Below are 16,296 nucleotides of genomic sequence, written 5' to 3'. Positions count from 1 at the left end.
CCGAATCCGCCGTGGGCGTCAAGCGGGATTTTTGCGAAGCGATTCGAAAAAAACCCAAAGCAAGACAGCCACTTACCACTCTCTCCACCGCTGGCAACGTTGCCCGTTGCCGGCAGCGGATGCGTACTTTACGGTTATCTCGGTGAGTACGCAACCCGCCGCGTCAAAAAAATATAGCTCAGCTTCCAGAACCTATCCATGACCACCGTCAATTTCTCTCTCGCACCGCCACGATGGGGGCCTTGCAACGGAAACCTCAAATGACGAAGAGGTCGACGAACCGATACACCGGCATCGCTTCGAGTTGCTCCCGGTTCCTACAAAGCTGAAAGATGCGCTGGCAACGCCCAGCCGGAAAGCGTGTCGCCAGGTTGCGTCGGAACTTTTCCTCGAGGATGGGGATACCCTCCACACGGCGACGGCGATGGCCGATGGGGTACTCCACTTCGACACACTCGGTAGCGCTGCCGTCCCTGAAATACACCTGGATGGCATTGGCAATGGAGCGCTTGTCCGCGGCGAGATAGTCTTGGGTGTAACGAGGTTCCTCGACGATTTCCATCTTAGCCCTGAGGGTATCGATGAGCGGATGCTGGCGGTGGAAGTCGTCCTCGTAGTGCTCGGCGACCAAATCACCGAAGATCAGCGGTACCGCCACCATGTACTGCAGACAGTGGTCGCGATCCGCCGGGTTGGCCAACTCGCCCTCCTTGGAGATGATCCGTATCGCCGACTCGTGTGTCGTAATGACGATACGCTCGATCTCCTCCAGACGATCCTTTACCTGAGGATGCAGCCGAACGGCCGCCTCGCAGGCCGTCTGGGCATGAAACTCTGCGGGGAAGGCGATCTTGAACAGGATATTCTCCATTACATAGGTGCCGAACTCACGCTGGAAGGTAAAGCACCACTCGTTCTCGGGCTTGAGCTTCTGGTCCTTGTTGGTCTTGGCGAAGAGGACGTCGTAGAAGCCCCACTGCGGTGCGCTTAGCACCCCGGGGATACCCATCTCACCGCGCAGGGCGACATCGGCCAGACGCACACCCCGTGAAGTGGCGTCCCCCGCGGCCCAGCTCTTGCGCGAACCGGCATTGGGGGCATGACGATAGGTACGCAGGCTCTGGCCATCGGCCCAGGCATGCGACAGGGCCGAGAGCAACTGCTCGCGGTCCGCCCCCATCATTTGCGCAGCCACTGCCGTTGAAGCGACTTTCACCAGCACCACGTGATCGAGCCCGACCCGATTGAAGGAATTGTCGAGAGCCAGCACGCCCTGGATTTCATGGGCCTTGATCATCGCTTCGAGCACATCGCGCATGGTCAGCGGCGCCTCACCCTGGGCAACCCGCTGCTGGGAAAGATGATCGGCCACCGCGAGGATGGCACCGAGATTGTCGGAGGGGTGCCCCCACTCGGCCGCGAGCCAGGTGTCGTTGTAATCGAGCCACCGAATGGTACAGCCGATATCCCAGGCGGCCTTGACCGGGTCCAGGCGAAATGCTGTGCCAGGTACTCGAGCACCATGCGGCACCATGGTGCCTTCGACGAGCGGCCCGAGGTGCTTGGTACATTCAGGAAAACGCAGCGCCAGCAGGCCGCAACCCAGCGTGTCGATCAAGCAGTTGCGAGCGGTATCCAGCGCCTCATCACTCTCGATACGGTAATCGAGCACGTAGTCGGCGATCTTCTGCAGCTCGGGGTCGTAGTCGGGTCGGACGTTGCGTTCGACGGTGGCGCTCATGCTCCCTCCTGTCGCAGGCTCGGTATCGTCTCCCCTCACTATAGAAAACGCCCCGAGACTTGCGACTCGGGGCTCGACTTGGCGCGAGCCAATGTCCTAGAAAGCATCACCCGGGACGCGGACCCAGCCTTCCATCAAGACGCGCGCGCTGCGGCTCATCACCGCCTTGGTTGCCGTCCACTGCCCATTTGCCAGGGACGCTTCCGCCCCGACGCGCAGGGTGCCCGAGGGATGGCCGAAGTGCACCGCGTTGCGTTCGCCGCCCCCGGCGGCCAGGCTGACCAGCGTGCCGGGCACCGCCGCCGCCGTGGCGATGGCTACCGCCGCAGTACCCATCATGGCGTGGTGAAGCTTGCCCATTGAGAGCGCGCGCACCACCAGATCGATATCGGACGCCCTGATCGCCTTGCCACTGGAAGCCACGTAGTCGGCAGGCGGCGCGACGAAGGCTACCTTCGGCGTGTGCTGGCGCTCGGCCGCTTCGGCGATCTCCTTGATCAGCCCCATGCGCACCGCGGCGTGAGCGCGAATGGTCTCGAACATGGCCAGCGCCTTGGTATCGCCATTGATCACCTCCTGCAGCTCGGTGCCGGCGTAGCCGATCGCCGCGGCGTTGACGAATACGGTGGGGATACCGGCGTTGATCATGGTGGTCTCGAGCGTGCCAACACCGGGCACCTCCAGCTCGTCGACCAGATTACCGGTGGGGAACATGGCGCCCTCGCCGTCGGCCGGGTCCATGAATTCGACGGCCACCTCAGCAGCAGGAAAGGTTACGCCATCGAGCTCGAAGTCGCCGGTCTCCTGCACTTCGCCGCCCACGATCGGCACCCGGGAGACGATTGTCTTGCCAATGTTGGCCTGCCAGATCCGCACCGTGGCGATGCCATTCTCGGGGATACGCGAGGGGTCTACCAAGCCGTTGCTAATGGCGAAGGGCCCTACGGCGGCGGAGAGATTGCCGCAATTGCCGCTCCAGTCGACGAAAGGCTTGTCAATGGAGACCTGGCCGAACAAGTAGTCGACGTCGTGATCGGGGCTTTCGCTCTTCGACAGGATCACCGTCTTGCTGGTGCTGGAGGTGGCCCCGCCCATGCCGTCGATCTGCTTCTGGTAGGGATCGGGACTGCCGATCACACGCAGCAGCAACGCATCGCGGGCCGGACCGGGCTGGCGCGCCGCCTCGGGCAAGTCGTCCAGGCGGAAGAAGACACCCTTGCTGGTGCCGCCACGCATATAGGTGGCGGGAATTCGAATCTGCGGAACGTGTACCATGAAACTCGCTTCCTGAAAGGGCGGGAAGCCCCGGCGCTTCATCGGGGCGTTCTCGCGACGTTGAGTCAGGCCGTCGCTTCGGCTTCGGACTCAAGAAAGTCCTGGGCGAAGCGCTGCAGCACGCCGCCGGCGGAGTAAACGGAGACCTCCTCGGCGGTATCCAGCCGACACAGCACCGGTACGCGCTCGCTGTCGCCGTTGGCGCGATGGATCACCAGGGTCAGGGTTGCCCCGGGCGCCGGCTTGCCCTCCACGTCATAAGTTTCGGTACCGTCGAGCTTCAGGGTATGGCGCGTGGTGCCTTCCCCGAACTGCAGCGGCATCACGCCCATGCCCACCAGGTTGGTGCGGTGAATGCGCTCGAAGCCCTCGGCGACAATGGCCTCGACGCCGGCCAGCGCCACGCCCTTGGCGGCCCAGTCACGCGACGAACCCTGGCCGTAATCGGCCCCGGCAATCACGACAAGCGGCTGGCCGCGCTCCATGTAGGTCTCGATGGCCTCCCACATGCGGGTGACCTTGCCTTCCGGCTCGATGCGCGCCAGCGAACCCTGGATCACCTCGCCCTTCTCGTCCCGCACCATCTCGTTGAACAGCTTGGGGTTGGCCAGCGTCGCGCGCTGGGCGGTGAGATGGTCGCCGCGGTGGGTGGCGTAGGAGTTGAAGTCCTCCTCCGGCAAGCCCATCTTGGCCAAGTACTCACCTGCTGCGCTGTCCAGCATGATGGCGTTGGACGGCGACAGGTGATCGGTGGTGATGTTGTCGGGCAGGATCGCCAGCGGCCGCATGCCCTTGAGGCCACGCTCGCGCGCCATGTTGCCCTCCCAGTACGGTGGGCGACGAATGTAGGTACTCTGCGGGCGCCAGTCGTAGAGCGGACTCTTGGCCTCTTCCACCTCATCCAGATTGAACATCGGGATGTAGACCTGCTTGAACTGCTCGGGTCTGACGTACTGACCGACGATGGCGTCGATCTCCTCGTCGCTGGGCCACAGATCCTTCAGCGTGACAGGCTTGCCATCCTTGTCGTAGCCGAGCGCATCCTTCTCGATGTCGAAGCGCACGGTACCGGCGATGGCGTAGGCCACCACCAGCGGCGGCGAGGCGAGGAACGCCTGCTTGGCGTAGGGGTGAATGCGCCCGTCGAAGTTGCGGTTGCCGGAGAGTACCGCAGTGGCATAGAGGTCACGGTCGATGATCTCCTGCTGGATCTCGGGACGCAGCGCACCGGACATGCCGTTACAGGTGGTGCAAGCGTAGGCGACGATGCCGAAACCGAGCTTCTCCAGCTCGGGCAGCAAACCGGCCTCTTCCAGATAGAGACGCGCGACCTTCGACCCTGGCGCGAAGGAAGATTTCACCCACGGCTTGCGGATAAGCCCTAGCTCGTTGGCTTTCTTCGCCACCAGGCCCGCCGCTACTACGTTGCGCGGGTTGGAGGTATTGGTACAGCTGGTGATGGCGGCAATGATCACCGCGCCGTCGGGCATCCGGCCGGCCTTCTCCTCGGCCAGCGCCAGCTCCAGGTTGGCGGCGATACCGCGTTCGGCCAACGCCGAGGTGGGCAGACGACGGTGCGGGTTGGAAGGTCCGGCCATGTTGCGCTCGACGGTGGAGAGGTCGAACGACAGCACCCGCTCGTACTGCGCGCTCTTCAGGCTGTCGGACCACAGCCCGACGGTCTTGGCGTAATTCTCGACCAGCGCCACCTGCTCCGGCTCGCGTCCGGTGATGGTCAGGTAGTCGATGGTCTGCTCGTCGATATAGAACATCGCCGCGGTGGCACCGTATTCCGGCGTCATGTTGGAAATGGTGGCGCGGTCACCGATGGTCAGGCTGTCGGCACCTTCACCGAAGAACTCCAGGTAGGCGCCTACCACCCGCTCCTGACGCAGGAACTCGGTAATCGCCAGCACGATATCGGTGGCGGTAATGCCGGGCTGACGCTTGCCGATCAGTTCCACACCAATGATATCGGGCAGGCGCATCATCGAGGGACGGCCGAGCATTACGGTCTCGGCCTCGAGCCCACCCACGCCGATGGCGATGACGCCCAGGCAGTCGATGTGCGGCGTGTGGCTATCGGTGCCCACGCAGGTATCCGGATACGCGACGCCATCGCGCGCCTGGATCACCGGCGACATCTTCTCCAGGTTGATCTGGTGCATGATGCCGTTGCCGGCAGGAATCACGTCGACGTTCTTGAACGCAGTGCGCGTCCAGTCGATGAAGTGGAAACGATCCTCGTTGCGACGGTTCTCGATGGCACGGTTCTTGTCGAACGCCTGGGGGTCGTCGCCGCCGCACTCCACGGCCAGGGAATGGTCGACGATCAGCTGGGTCGGTACCACCGGGTTGACCTTGGAGGGGTCGCCGCCCTTCTCGGCGATGGCGTCGCGCAAGCCGGCCAGATCGACCAGTGCCGTCTGTCCAAGGATGTCGTGGCACACCACCCGGGCCGGATACCAGGGGAAATCCAGGTCGCGGCGGCGCTCGATCAGCTGCTTGAGCGCATCGGTGAGCAGCTCCGGCTCACAGCGGCGCACCAGTTGTTCGGCCAGCACCCGGGAGGTATAGGGCAGAGTGTCGTAGGCACCAGGCTGGATTTCCTCGACGGCCTCACGCACGTCGAAGTAGTCCAGCTCGGTGCCGGGTAGCGATTTGCGGTATTGAGTATTCATGAGTCGACGGTCTTCGCGTGGTGTTGGGTCAGGCGGGGGAATAGGCGGCCGTGGGGCCGCCCTTGCTGAGGGAGGAGAAACTCAGTCGCGCTCCTCGATCGGTACCCACTCGCTTTTCTCCGGGCCGATGTAGTCGGCGCTGGGACGAATGATGCGGTTATTGGCGCGCTGCTCGAAGACATGGGCACACCAGCCGGTGACACGCGAACAGACGAAAATCGGCGTGAACAGCTTGGTGGGAATGTCCATGAAATGGTAGGCGCTGGCGTGGAAGAAGTCGGCGTTGCAGAACAACTTCTTTTCGCGCCACATGACGTCCTCGACCCGCACGGAGACCGGATACAACACAGTGTCGCCGACGTCCTGAGCCAGCTTCTCCGACCACTCCTTGATGATGGCGTTGCGCGGGTCCGACTCGCGATAGATCGCGTGACCGAAGCCCATGATCTTCTCCTTGCGCTCGAGCATGCCCATGATCTCGCGCTCGGCTTCTTCCGGCGACTTCCAGTTCTCGATCATGTCCATGGCGGCCTCGTTGGCGCCGCCATGCAGCGGCCCGCGTAGCGAGCCAATGGCACCGGTGACGCAGGAGTGCATGTCGGAAAGCGTCGAGGCGCACACGCGGGCGGTAAATGTCGACGCATTGAACTCATGCTCGGCATACAGGATCAGCGAAACGTTCATCACCCGGGCGTGAAGTTCGGACGGCGCCTCGCCACGCAGCAGATGCAGGAAGTGGGCGCCTACCGACTCGTCGTCGGTCTCGGTCTCGATACGCACGCCGTCGTGGCTATAGCGATACCAGTAGCAGATGATCGACGGCAGAACGGCGAGCAGGCGGTCGGAAACGTCCTGCTGCTGGTCGAAGCTCTCCTCGGTCTCGAGGTTGCCGAGCATCGAGGCGCCGGTACGCATCACGTCCATCGGGTGAGCGCTGGCCGGGATCTGTTCGAGTACGGCCTTCAGAGCCGGGGGCAGGCTGCGCAGCCCCTTGAGCTTGGTCACGTAGGCGTCGAGCTCGGCTTGGTTGGGCAACTTGCCCTTGAGCAGCAGATAGGCCACTTCCTCGAAGCGCGCCTTCTCGGCGAGTTCCTTGATGTCGAAGCCGCGGTAGGTCAACCCGGCGCCGCTCTTGCCCACGGTGCACAGGGCTGTGGTTCCTGCGCTCTGGCCTCGCAGGCCGGTACTGCTGACGGTTTTCTCAGCCATGTCGAGTCTCCTTGATCTGCGTTTTCTTGTCGTCGTAACGGGCCAGGCTCAGGCGCCCGGGCCCTTTTCGGCCAGCTGGTTTTCTGCGAACAGCGCATCGAGCTTCTGCTCGAAGGCGTGGTAGTTGAGGAAGTCGTAGAGTTCGTCGCGGGTCTGCATCAGCTCGACCACGTCACGCTGATGCCCCTTGTCGTGAATACTCTGGTAGACCTTCAATGCTGCAGCATTCATGGCACGGAACGCCGACAGCGGGTAGAGCACCATGCGGCAACCCACCTCGGCGAGCTCCTGCTGGCTGAATAGTGGCGTGGCACCGAATTCAGTGATGTTGGCAAGTATCGGCGCGTCGACGCGCTCGCAGAAGGCGCGGTAGTCGTCGAGGGTATGCACCGCCTCGGCGAAGATCGCATCCGCTCCCGCCTCTATGCAGGCGTTGGCACGCTCGATGGCGGCGTCAAGCCCCTCCTTCTGGAAGGCATCGGTACGTGCAATCAGATAGAAATCGGGATCGATGCGTGCATCGGCAGCGGCCTTGATACGGTCGACCATCTCCTGCTTCGAGACGATCTCCTTGTTGGGACGATGGCCGCAGCGCTTCTGCGCCACCTGGTCCTCGATATGCACCGCGGCCACACCGGCACGCTGCATCTCCTTGACAGTGCGGGCGATGTTGAAGGCGCCGCCCCAGCCGGTATCGATATCCACCAGCAGCGGCAGGTCGGTGGCGCCGCAGATGCGATGGGCATCCTGGACCACGTCGTTCATGGTGGTCATGCCCAGGTCGGGTAGGCCAAACGAGGCGTTAGCCACGCCGCCACCGGAAAGGTAAATGGCCTGGTGGCCGACCCGCTCGGCCATCATCGCGGTATAGGCATTGATGGTGCCGACGATGGGCAGTGGCCGGTTGGCCTCGAGGGCAGCACGAAAACGAGCGCCAGGCGTGAGTTGCGTCATGGAAAGGCTCCTCTATGATCGTTCGAGCTGGCCTCAGGCGGTGGCCTCGGCCTGCTCCTTGAGTATCTCGGCGTAGCGGTCGGCCACGTTGGCCCGCGAGGCGCTGACGTGGCGGCGCATCAGCAGCTCGGCCAGCTCGGCATCGCCCGCCTCGATGGCGTCGACGATGCGATGGTGTTCGACGAAGGCTCGCTGGGGCCGGGTACCGCTGGCACTGAACTGGGTGCGGTAGAGACGCACCAGGTAATAAAGGTCATCGCACAGCATGGTCATCAACATGCGGTTGTGGCTGCCTTGGACGATGCGGTAGTGGAAGTCCAAGTCACCCTCGCGCTGGTAGTAGGCCTCGCCGCTCTTGAGGTCGGCCTGGCGCTCATGTACGGAAAGTACCTCACGCAGACCATCGATCTCGTCACGTGTCATGTTCTCGGCAGCCAGTCGTGCGGCCATGCTCTCCAGCGCCTCGCGCACGTCGAACAGCTCGAGTAGCTCCTTCATCGAGAGCTTGATCACCCGAGCTCCAACGTGCGGCACGCGTTCGATCAGGCGGTGCGCTTCCAGGCGGCGCATCGCCTCGCGCAGCGGTCCGCGGGAGATGCCGTAGGTCTTCGATAGCCCCGGCTCGGTGATCTTGCTCCCCGGCGCCAGCTCGCCACGTACGATGGCATCCTGCAACTGGTGAAAGACCCGCTCGGCCAGGGTCCGGACTTCGGGGGAAGATTGTTCTGGAGCGACTGAGTTCATGGCAATTGTCGACAATTGAAGGATGAAGTGACTTTAGACATTGCCTCCTCATCGGTCAACCTCCCTGTTACTGTGATTTTCTACCCCTTTGGTTGTAGGCAACTTGAGAATTCTCATCGTCACTGTCGACAATTCCGTCAGGGTTAATGGTAAAGTCGTTGACAGCGCAATGACTCTCACGACAAAACGCATCCTGCCCCCTAGAATGGTGGCCTGTTCTGAAAGGCCCCATCGATGACTGCAAGACTACACATCAGCCCGCTCCCTTATCGGGAAGACCCGCTCGCTTACTTCTCGTCCCTGCGCCAGCGCCCAGGGGCCATCTTGCTCGATAGCGGCAAGCCTGCCGCGCCGGGCGGGCGCTACGACATCATCAGTTGCGACCCCCTGTCGGTTCTCACGGTCGATGGGCAAAGCATCATTCGGGTAGACGATGAAGTATGCGACAGCTGCACCCCCTTCCTGGCCCAGCAGGCCCTGCTGGACAGCCTGGCACTCGAACTACCGGATAGTGACCTGCCCTTCCTGGGCGGCCTGATCGGCTACTGGGGCTATGACCTGGGCCGTTCTCTTGAACCCGTGGGAGAGTCGTCGCGCCAAGTCGTCGCCCTGCCTGCCAGCCGCATCGGACTGTACGACTGGGCTCTGATTCAGGATCACCGAGAGCAGCAAAGCTGGTTGGTGGCCACGAACGATAGGCGCGACCAGGTGCTGGGTTGGCTGCAGCAGCCTTCCACTACCGCACAAGACTTTCGGCTCCTGTCACCTTTCGAGGGTGAACTCGATCGCAGCGGTTATGCCGAGCGTTTTGCTGTCGTACAGGATTACATCCGCGCCGGAGACTGCTATCAGATCAACCTGGCACAGCGTTTCAGCGCCAGGTATCGCGGAGACCTGTGGTCGGCCTATCTGCACCTGCGCCAGGCCACGCCTACCCCTTTCGCCGGCTTCCAGGCCTGGCACACGAACCAGGGGGAGCAGGCCATTCTGTCGCTGTCTCCAGAACGTTTCCTGCACTGCCGCGCCGATGGCCATGTCGAGACCCGTCCAATCAAGGGCACCCGTCCCCGCGGCACCACACCCGAAGAGGACAGACGACTAGCCAATGAGCTGGCCGCAAGCCTCAAGGACCGCGCCGAGAACGTGATGATCGTGGACCTGCTGCGCAACGACCTGGGCCGAGTGTGCCGCCCGGGCAGTGTGAAGGTACCGCAACTGTGCGGGCTGGAGAGCTACGCCAATGTGCATCACCTGGTCAGCGTGGTGTGCGGTGAGCTAGCGGAGGGGAAGCGACCGCTCGATCTGCTGGCGGCCGCCTTTCCGGGCGGCTCGATCACTGGCGCACCCAAGGTGCGGGCCATGCAGATCATCGATGAACTGGAGCCCAGTCGCCGCAGCGTCTACTGCGGCAGCCTGGGCTTCGTCGACGTGCGTGGCAACATGGATACCTCGATTGCCATTCGCACCGCGGTCGCCGACGGCGAACGCATCCATCTTTGGGGCGGTGGCGGGCTGGTGGCAGATTCCGATGTCGAGGCGGAGTACACCGAAACCCTGGACAAGATCCGTCATCTCATGGAAGCGCTGACACGCCAAAAGCACGACATGGAATAAGACGCCATGGTTTTACTGCCATTTGGCTATATTTATCCAATGAAACGGTATTGGGGCTCGATCCGTTGCCTTTGATAGGGTAAGCCAAACTGCCTCAACGATCCCGGAGCCCCCATGGCATCACTCGACGCTCTCAATCAGGAACTCGGCAACGACCCGGATGCGCTGATTCGCTGGGCCCTGACGCAGGGCCAGCGTCCCATCGTCACGACCAACTTTCGCCCCTTCGAAGCCGTAATCCTGCATATGGTGACACGGCACCTGCCATCGATCCCCGTCGTATGGATGGATCACGGCTACAATACCGATGCGACGTATCGTCTTGCCGATGAACTGGTCAGGCGCCTCGACCTGAACCTGATCACCTATCTGCCGCAGCGCACCCGAGCGCACCGCGAGGCAGTGGAAGGCCCCATGCCGGGCATCGACGATCCTCGCCACGAAGCCTTCACGCGCGAGGTCAAGCTGGAACCGTTCGAGCGGGCACTCCGCGAGATGGCACCGGACGTCTGGTTCACGGCATTGCGCGCCGAGGATACCCCTGAGAGAGCCCGCATGGCGCCCCTCAGCAAGAACGCCGATGGTCTGCTCAAGGTTTCGCCCCTGCTGGGCTGGAGTGCCAAGGACATGTATCAGTACCTGCAGCAGCACGACCTGCCCAACGAGTTCGACTATTTCGACCCCACCAAGGTGGAAGAGAAGCGGGAGTGCGGCCTGCATCTGCAGCACTGACCTGTATCCCTCCACCCCAACAGCGCAGAGACGGACCGGGCAGGGCCTGGCCCGTCGCTGGGCTGTTGGGAATCGAACTGTTGAAAAAGTCGAGGTGTACGGTTCAGTTTTCAGACAGAACCTAACGTACCGGCAGGGCGATATCCTGAAACAGCTCGGCCTCGTGACGCGGCCCGGCGGCAAGCGCCGCATCGACCAAGTCGCGTTCGAGGTGGCCGGCGAACCCCTTGACGAAGTCGTACATGTAGCCACGCATGAAGGTGCCGCGGCGGATGCCGATCTTGGTCACCGAACTTTCGAACAGGTGGCCCGCTTCGAGGGCGACAAGGTCATCGTCGAGTACCTCGTCGTACGCCATGTGAGCCACGATACCGACCCCCAGACCGAGCCGAACGTAGGTCTTGATCACGTCGGCATCGGCGGCAGTGAGCACTACGTTGGGCGTTAGCCCACCGGCGCGGAAGGCGTCGTCGAGCTGGGAGCGCCCGGTAAAGCCGAACACGTAGGTCACGATCGGCTGCTCGGCCAGGCGCTCGAGCGTCAGTTCACCCCCCTCGGCCAAGGGATGCTCTCGCGGTACCAGCACACAGCGGTTCCAGCGATAACAGGGCAACAATATCAAGTCGGTGAATAGCTCCAGCGATTCGGTGCAGATGGCGAAATCGGCCATGCCATCGCTGACCATTTGCGCGATCTGCTTGGGCGTGCCCTGCTGCATGTGCAGAGCGACGTCAGGATACTTGCGGGTGAATTCGCCAATTACCGGCGGCAGAGCATAGCGGGCTTGAGTATGGGTGGTAGCGATCGACAGGCTGCCCCGGCGTTCGTCACTGTGCTCCTGGGCCACCTGCTTGATGTTGTCGGTCAGCCGCAGCACCTGGCCGGCCAGCTCGACGATGGATTCCCCGGCCGGGGTGACCCGTGTCAAATGCTTGCCACTGCGGGCGAAGATCTCCACCCCCAGCTCGTCTTCCAACAAGCGAATCTGCTTGGAGATACCGGGCTGTGAAGTAAACAGGCTCTGGGCCGTTGCCGACACGTTGAGGTTGTGGCGGGTCACTTCCCATACATAGCGCAGCTGCTGTAGTTTCATTCTCGACTCGGCTCCCGGACGCCTCGCAGGACATCCACATCAGCGATTAGACCCGCTTGCCTAATCACTAAATAGCATAACGACAAATGCTTATCACGGCTATGAATAGAACGAGCTGTCGCTACTATCGTTCTCACAGGGCGGTAAACGATGGCAGGCATTACCTGCCATTTGCCAGACACCCGGCCGACGGCTAACATCTGCCGACCGGATATGCCTACGCATGTCACCCGATCCGCTCGATGTAGCGCAACGTAACTGGAGATTCACATGGCCAACAACGTCGATGTCACCAATGCCAACTTCGAGCAGGAAGTCCTGAAGGCAGACCAACTCGTGCTGCTGAAGTTCTGGGCCCCCTGGTGCGGCCCCTGCAAGGTCATGGCCCCGGTGATCGACGAGGTTGCCGAAGAGCGTTCCGACAACCTCAAAGTGGTTAGCATCAACGTCGACGATGCCCCCGAGATCGCTGCCGAACAGGGTGTGCGCGGCGTTCCCACCGTCATGCTGTTCAAGTCAGGCTCCAAGGTCGCTTCGCTGGTAGGTGCCCAGTCCAAGTCGCAGCTGGTGCAGTTCATCGACCAGAACGCCTGATTAATTCAGGCCAGGCATCAAGGTTCACCCCGCCCCGGCTCCTGCCGGGGCGTTTGCGTTTTCGCGGGGGGCAGGCTCGATTCGTCATCGGCCGCAAGAAACTCTTCCTCCTCCACGACCACTCTATCGACAAACGGCCGTTTGCCGGGTCCCAGCAGATAGGCGATCCAACGCGTCTGAGGATGGCTGTCCAAGGCGATCTTGAGGGTCATGGTCAGCACGACCGAGAGCAGCATGCCGACCACGCCCAGCAGCCAGCCCCAGACCACCAGCGACAGGAAGGCGACGAAGGCGGATAGTCCCAGCGCACGCCCCATCAGGCGCGGCTCGACCAGGTTGCCGAGCACGAAGTTGATGCCCAGGTAGGCCATTGCCAGGCCAAAGGCTTCGACCAGCCCGCCATCCTGAGACACCAGCAAGAGCAGGACCGGCGGCACGGCCGCTATGGCTGAACCGATGTTGGGGATGTAATTGAGTGCAAAGGCCAGTACGCCCCAGAGCAGGGGGAAATCCACTCCGGTCAGTAGGCAAGCAAGCCAGGCCATGACACCCGTAAGCAGGCTGACGAGGGTCTTGACCGCGAGATAGCGCTTGAGCGTCTGGCTGAACTCATGGAAACGCTGCAGGCTGGCTTCTGGATGGTCGAGCGCATGCGCCACCTTGCGCCGGAAATTGAGCGTCTCGAACAGCATGAAGATGACCAGCAGTGCCACCACCACGCTCTGCATCAGCAGGTTGCCAAGTCCTCCCAGCAGGGCAGAGAACCATTCACCCTCGTCTTGGACTTCGACCAGACCGGCCAGCGTGTCGGGGTTGATCGCCAGCCCCATGGAGGCCAGGCTGTCGAGTAGGTTGAGATACTGTTCATAGAGCCGCCCCTCGATGCCTGGCAGCGCTTCGATGAAGGTACCGAAGGCATTGACTGCCAGCAGCCCCACCAGGGAAAGACAGCCGCCAATCACCAGCAGGGTCACCACCACCGCCAGGCGCTGGCCCAACCCAAGGCGGTGCAGCCAATTCACCGGAGACGTACAGATCACGGCGATGAACAGCCCCAGCACGATCGGGATGAGAAGGTCGGCGCCGGCACGAATGCCGGCAACGATCACGACCAGCGCCGCCAGGGCCAGCGTCAAGGTGAGGGGGCGACCATATCGCACGTTGTCATCGCGGTGAAGCATGCCATCTATCCCTGTCTGGCGTGTCCTGCTTATCATGACCCCTACCGGGCGGTCAGACAAACTTGCCTAACCCGGCGCAATCCCGCGCGACTTATCCAAGATTGCCGCAAGGAGGCTTTTCCGATGTCCTCGATTCGTTTTCGCTACCTGCTATTGGGCGGTCTGCTGACCGCTATCCCACTGGTGGGAGCCGCCGCACAGGCCGACGAACCCCGCGCCCGGCTGGATGTACAGGCCGAAGCCCAACTCGAAGTGGTGCCGGACCGGGCCACGCTCAACGCTCGGCTATGGGAGCGCACCCCTGCCGTAGCACGTCACGATGACGATACCGATGCCGATGCCTTGCGCCAGGCCCGAGATCGCCTGGAGGAGCGAGCCACCGCCTTGATCCGTGCGTTGGAGGAGGCCGGCGTGGAGCGCGACGACATCAGCGCAGGCTCACTGAGCGTGCAGCCGGAATACGTGCCTGCCCCACGACGCAGCGACAACGACCACGACATGTTGATGCGTACGCGACTGGATCGGCCTTTCCAGGTTCGTGTCGACGACCTGGAGCGCCTGCCGCGGCTACTCGACGCCCTGACCGCCGCCGGCGTCAACGCCATGGATGGCATCAGCTACGACCTGGCCGACCGCGATGCCGCCACCGACGAGGCGCTGGTGAAGGCGCTGGAGAAGGCGCGCCACAAGGCCGAACTGATAGCACGCACCATGGGCGTTTCGCTCGGCGCCGTGGCCAACATCAGCGAGACGCGCTCACCGATCTATGCGCCTCGCATGATGGCGATGAGCGCCGATGCCCGGGAGAGTGCCACTCAGGCCGAATACCGCCCCGGAACGATCGTCATCGAGGCGGGTGTCAGCGTCAGTTGGGAGATCGAGAATTGATGGTGACGATTCCGCCCAGGTAGGGGCGCAGCACCTCGGGCACGGTGATGGAGCCATCGGCATTCTGGTGGTTCTCCATCACCGCAATGAGGCAGCGTCCCACCGCCAGGCCCGAGCCGTTGAGGGTATGCAGCAGTTGCGGCTTCTTCTGCTCGGGATGACGGAAACGGGCCTGCATGCGCCGGGCCTGGAAATCCTCACAGTTGGAAACCGAAGATATCTCACGATAGGTCTGCTGGCTCGGCAGCCACACTTCCAGATCGTAGGTCTTGGCCGCTCCGAAGCCCATGTCGCCGGTACATAGCGTGACGACGCGATAGGGCAGTTCGAGCGCCTGCAGGATCGCTTCGGCGTGACCACGCATCTCCTCCAGGGCGGCATAGCTCGTCTCAGGCTCGACCAGTTGCACCATCTCGACCTTGTCGAACTGGTGCTGGCGGATCATGCCACGGGTATCGCGGCCGTGGGAGCCCGCCTCGCTACGGAAGCACGGCGTATGCGCGGTGAGCTTGAGCGGCAGCACCTTGTAGTCGAGAATCTCGTCGCGGGCGAAATTGGTCAGCGGCACCTCGGCGGTGGGAATCAGGTGGTAGCTGCGCTCGTCGTCCAGCCGAAACAGATCCTCGCCGAACTTGGGTAACTGGCCGGTGCCGTACAGCGAGGCCTCGTTGACCATGTAGGGGACGTAGCACTCCTCGTAGCCGTGCTCGAGAGTCTGCTTGTCGAGCATGAATTGAGCCAATGCCCGGTGCAGGCGGGCAATCTCGCCGCGCATCACGGCGAAGCGTGAGCCGGTCAGCTTGGCTGCGAGCTCGAAGTCCAGCTCGCCCTTGAGGCCACCGAGGTCGACGTGATCACGCACCTCGAAGTCGTAGTCGCGCGGCGTGCCCCAGCGATGCAACTCGACATTCTCCTCTTCACTCTCACCTTCCGGCACACTGTCGTGAGGCAGATTGGGGATGCCGCTTGCCAGCGCCTCCCACTCTTCCTGCACTTCAGCCAGCTGACGCTTGGCAGCATCCAGGCGGTCACCGAGATCGCTCACCTCGTCAAGCAGCGGCTGGATGTCCTCTCCTGCCGCCTTGGCCTTGCCGATCGCCTTGGAGCGGGTATTGCGCTCGTTCTGCAGGGCCTCGGTCTCGGTCTGCAACTCACGACGCCGGGACTCCAGCGCCTCGAGCCGCTCGGTATCGAGGTCGAAGCCCCGCTTGGCCAATCGTTGAGCGACCGCATCAAGGTCGCTGCGCAGCAGTTTGGGATCGAGCATGGCATCCAGCCCCTGAATGAAAGCGAAACGGTAAAAGAGAGTAAAACGGCGAAACATTGTAGGCAAAAGGCCGCCTGGGTGCCACGCCGCTGCGCCCAATGGGATGCGCACCACCGCCCTGTCGCGGTAAAGTAGCGCCATTCCCCTGCCAGCCCGGTGCACCGGGCAGCATCAAACGACCAAATCGACACCATGATCGCACGCCTGGACACCACCGAATCGAGCGCCACCGCCGCCCTCGGCACCCACTACCTGCGCTTTCTCGAGGCACTGAAGGCCGCCGGCTTCGAGGGCGAGATCGCCCCGGACTACGCCAGCCGCAC

13 protein-coding genes are annotated in these 16,296 nt (G+C 62.6%); 4 read left to right on the top strand and 9 right to left on the bottom strand.

Annotated features, from left to right (window positions below; genetic code table 11):
• Positions 1–256 precede the first annotated feature (256 nt).
• The 6 genes from prpD to ACUY1T_RS21710 all read right to left on the bottom strand — a co-directional run bounded on the left by prpD (position 257) and on the right by ACUY1T_RS21710 (position 8,604).
• Positions 257–1,741 (bottom strand): 2-methylcitrate dehydratase, encoded by a 1,485-nt coding sequence (gene prpD / locus ACUY1T_RS21735; protein ID WP_446025660.1) that lies wholly within the window; start codon positions 1,739–1,741, stop codon positions 257–259.
• Positions 1,742–1,837: 96 nt separating this feature from the next.
• Positions 1,838–3,016 carry a 2-methylaconitate cis-trans isomerase PrpF gene (gene prpF / locus ACUY1T_RS21730; RefSeq protein ID WP_446025659.1) on the bottom strand — a complete coding sequence of 393 codons (1,179 nt, stop codon included), beginning with the start codon at positions 3,014–3,016 and terminating at the stop codon, positions 1,838–1,840.
• Positions 3,017–3,081: 65 nt separating this feature from the next.
• Positions 3,082–5,697, bottom strand: coding sequence for a Fe/S-dependent 2-methylisocitrate dehydratase AcnD (acnD, locus tag ACUY1T_RS21725; RefSeq protein ID WP_446025658.1), 2,616 nt, complete (start codon positions 5,695–5,697; stop codon positions 3,082–3,084).
• Between the two features lie 81 nt (positions 5,698–5,778).
• Positions 5,779–6,906 (bottom strand): bifunctional 2-methylcitrate synthase/citrate synthase, encoded by a 1,128-nt coding sequence (gene prpC / locus ACUY1T_RS21720; RefSeq protein WP_446025657.1) that lies wholly within the window; start codon positions 6,904–6,906, stop codon positions 5,779–5,781.
• Positions 6,907–6,954: 48 nt separating this feature from the next.
• Complete coding sequence (gene prpB, locus ACUY1T_RS21715; protein ID WP_446025656.1) at positions 6,955–7,860, bottom strand: methylisocitrate lyase; 906 nt, start codon at positions 7,858–7,860, stop codon at positions 6,955–6,957.
• 33 nt (positions 7,861–7,893) lie between these two features.
• Positions 7,894–8,604 (bottom strand): GntR family transcriptional regulator, encoded by a 711-nt coding sequence (locus ACUY1T_RS21710; RefSeq protein WP_446025655.1) that lies wholly within the window; start codon positions 8,602–8,604, stop codon positions 7,894–7,896.
• A gap of 234 nt (positions 8,605–8,838) precedes the next feature.
• Between ACUY1T_RS21710 and pabB the strand changes: the two genes are divergently transcribed.
• Positions 8,839–10,218 (top strand): aminodeoxychorismate synthase component I, encoded by a 1,380-nt coding sequence (gene pabB / locus ACUY1T_RS21705; RefSeq protein WP_446025654.1) that lies wholly within the window; start codon positions 8,839–8,841, stop codon positions 10,216–10,218.
• A 114-nt stretch (positions 10,219–10,332) separates the two neighbouring features.
• Entirely contained in the window at positions 10,333–10,950 is a 618-nt protein-coding gene (locus ACUY1T_RS21700; protein WP_446025653.1) for a phosphoadenosine phosphosulfate reductase domain-containing protein, read from the top strand.
• A 121-nt stretch (positions 10,951–11,071) separates the two neighbouring features.
• Here ACUY1T_RS21700 and cysB read toward each other — a convergent pair whose 3' ends face one another.
• Positions 11,072–12,043: an HTH-type transcriptional regulator CysB gene (cysB, locus tag ACUY1T_RS21695; protein WP_446025652.1), complete on the bottom strand. Its 972-nt coding sequence runs from the start codon at positions 12,041–12,043 to the stop codon at positions 11,072–11,074.
• Positions 12,044–12,313: 270 nt separating this feature from the next.
• On the opposite strand from cysB, the gene trxA reads away from it, so the two are divergent.
• Positions 12,314–12,637, top strand: a complete 324-nt coding sequence (gene trxA / locus ACUY1T_RS21690) for a thioredoxin (RefSeq protein WP_446025651.1) — start codon at positions 12,314–12,316, stop codon at positions 12,635–12,637.
• A 17-nt stretch (positions 12,638–12,654) separates the two neighbouring features.
• Here the strand turns inward: trxA and ACUY1T_RS21685 are convergent, their stop codons facing one another.
• The gene (locus tag ACUY1T_RS21685) at positions 12,655–13,818 is read right to left on the bottom strand and encodes an AI-2E family transporter (RefSeq protein ID WP_446025650.1); all 1,164 of its coding nucleotides are present in this window, start codon (positions 13,816–13,818) and stop codon (positions 12,655–12,657) included.
• A gap of 123 nt (positions 13,819–13,941) precedes the next feature.
• Between ACUY1T_RS21685 and ACUY1T_RS21680 the strand changes: the two genes are divergently transcribed.
• The gene (locus tag ACUY1T_RS21680) at positions 13,942–14,706 is read left to right on the top strand and encodes an SIMPL domain-containing protein (protein WP_446025649.1); all 765 of its coding nucleotides are present in this window, start codon (positions 13,942–13,944) and stop codon (positions 14,704–14,706) included.
• Here ACUY1T_RS21680 and serS read toward each other — a convergent pair.
• Positions 14,684–15,973 (bottom strand): serine--tRNA ligase, encoded by a 1,290-nt coding sequence (serS, locus tag ACUY1T_RS21675; RefSeq protein ID WP_446025648.1) that lies wholly within the window; start codon positions 15,971–15,973, stop codon positions 14,684–14,686. The two genes, ACUY1T_RS21680 and serS, sit on opposite strands and share 23 nt — an antisense overlap.
• Between the last annotated feature and the right edge of the window lie 323 nt (positions 15,974–16,296).

This window comes from Billgrantia sp. Q4P2, assembly GCF_052806135.1.
Note: the sequence above shows the minus strand (reverse complement) of the source record. Positions and strands in the feature narration are given on the sequence as shown.

Coding starts and splice junctions, on each gene's coding strand:
- prpD (WP_446025660.1), bottom strand. CDS start 1,741: ATGAGCGCCACCGTCGAACGCAACGTCCGACCCGACTACGACCCCGAG.
- prpF (WP_446025659.1), bottom strand. CDS start 3,016: ATGGTACACGTTCCGCAGATTCGAATTCCCGCCACCTATATGCGTGGC.
- acnD (WP_446025658.1), bottom strand. CDS start 5,697: ATGAATACTCAATACCGCAAATCGCTACCCGGCACCGAGCTGGACTAC.
- prpC (WP_446025657.1), bottom strand. CDS start 6,906: ATGGCTGAGAAAACCGTCAGCAGTACCGGCCTGCGAGGCCAGAGCGCA.
- prpB (WP_446025656.1), bottom strand. CDS start 7,860: ATGACGCAACTCACGCCTGGCGCTCGTTTTCGTGCTGCCCTCGAGGCC.
- ACUY1T_RS21710 (WP_446025655.1), bottom strand. CDS start 8,604: ATGAACTCAGTCGCTCCAGAACAATCTTCCCCCGAAGTCCGGACCCTG.
- pabB (WP_446025654.1), top strand. CDS start 8,839: ATGACTGCAAGACTACACATCAGCCCGCTCCCTTATCGGGAAGACCCG.
- ACUY1T_RS21700 (WP_446025653.1), top strand. CDS start 10,333: ATGGCATCACTCGACGCTCTCAATCAGGAACTCGGCAACGACCCGGAT.
- cysB (WP_446025652.1), bottom strand. CDS start 12,043: ATGAAACTACAGCAGCTGCGCTATGTATGGGAAGTGACCCGCCACAAC.
- trxA (WP_446025651.1), top strand. CDS start 12,314: ATGGCCAACAACGTCGATGTCACCAATGCCAACTTCGAGCAGGAAGTC.
- ACUY1T_RS21685 (WP_446025650.1), bottom strand. CDS start 13,818: ATGCTTCACCGCGATGACAACGTGCGATATGGTCGCCCCCTCACCTTG.
- ACUY1T_RS21680 (WP_446025649.1), top strand. CDS start 13,942: ATGTCCTCGATTCGTTTTCGCTACCTGCTATTGGGCGGTCTGCTGACC.
- serS (WP_446025648.1), bottom strand. CDS start 15,973: ATGCTCGATCCCAAACTGCTGCGCAGCGACCTTGATGCGGTCGCTCAA.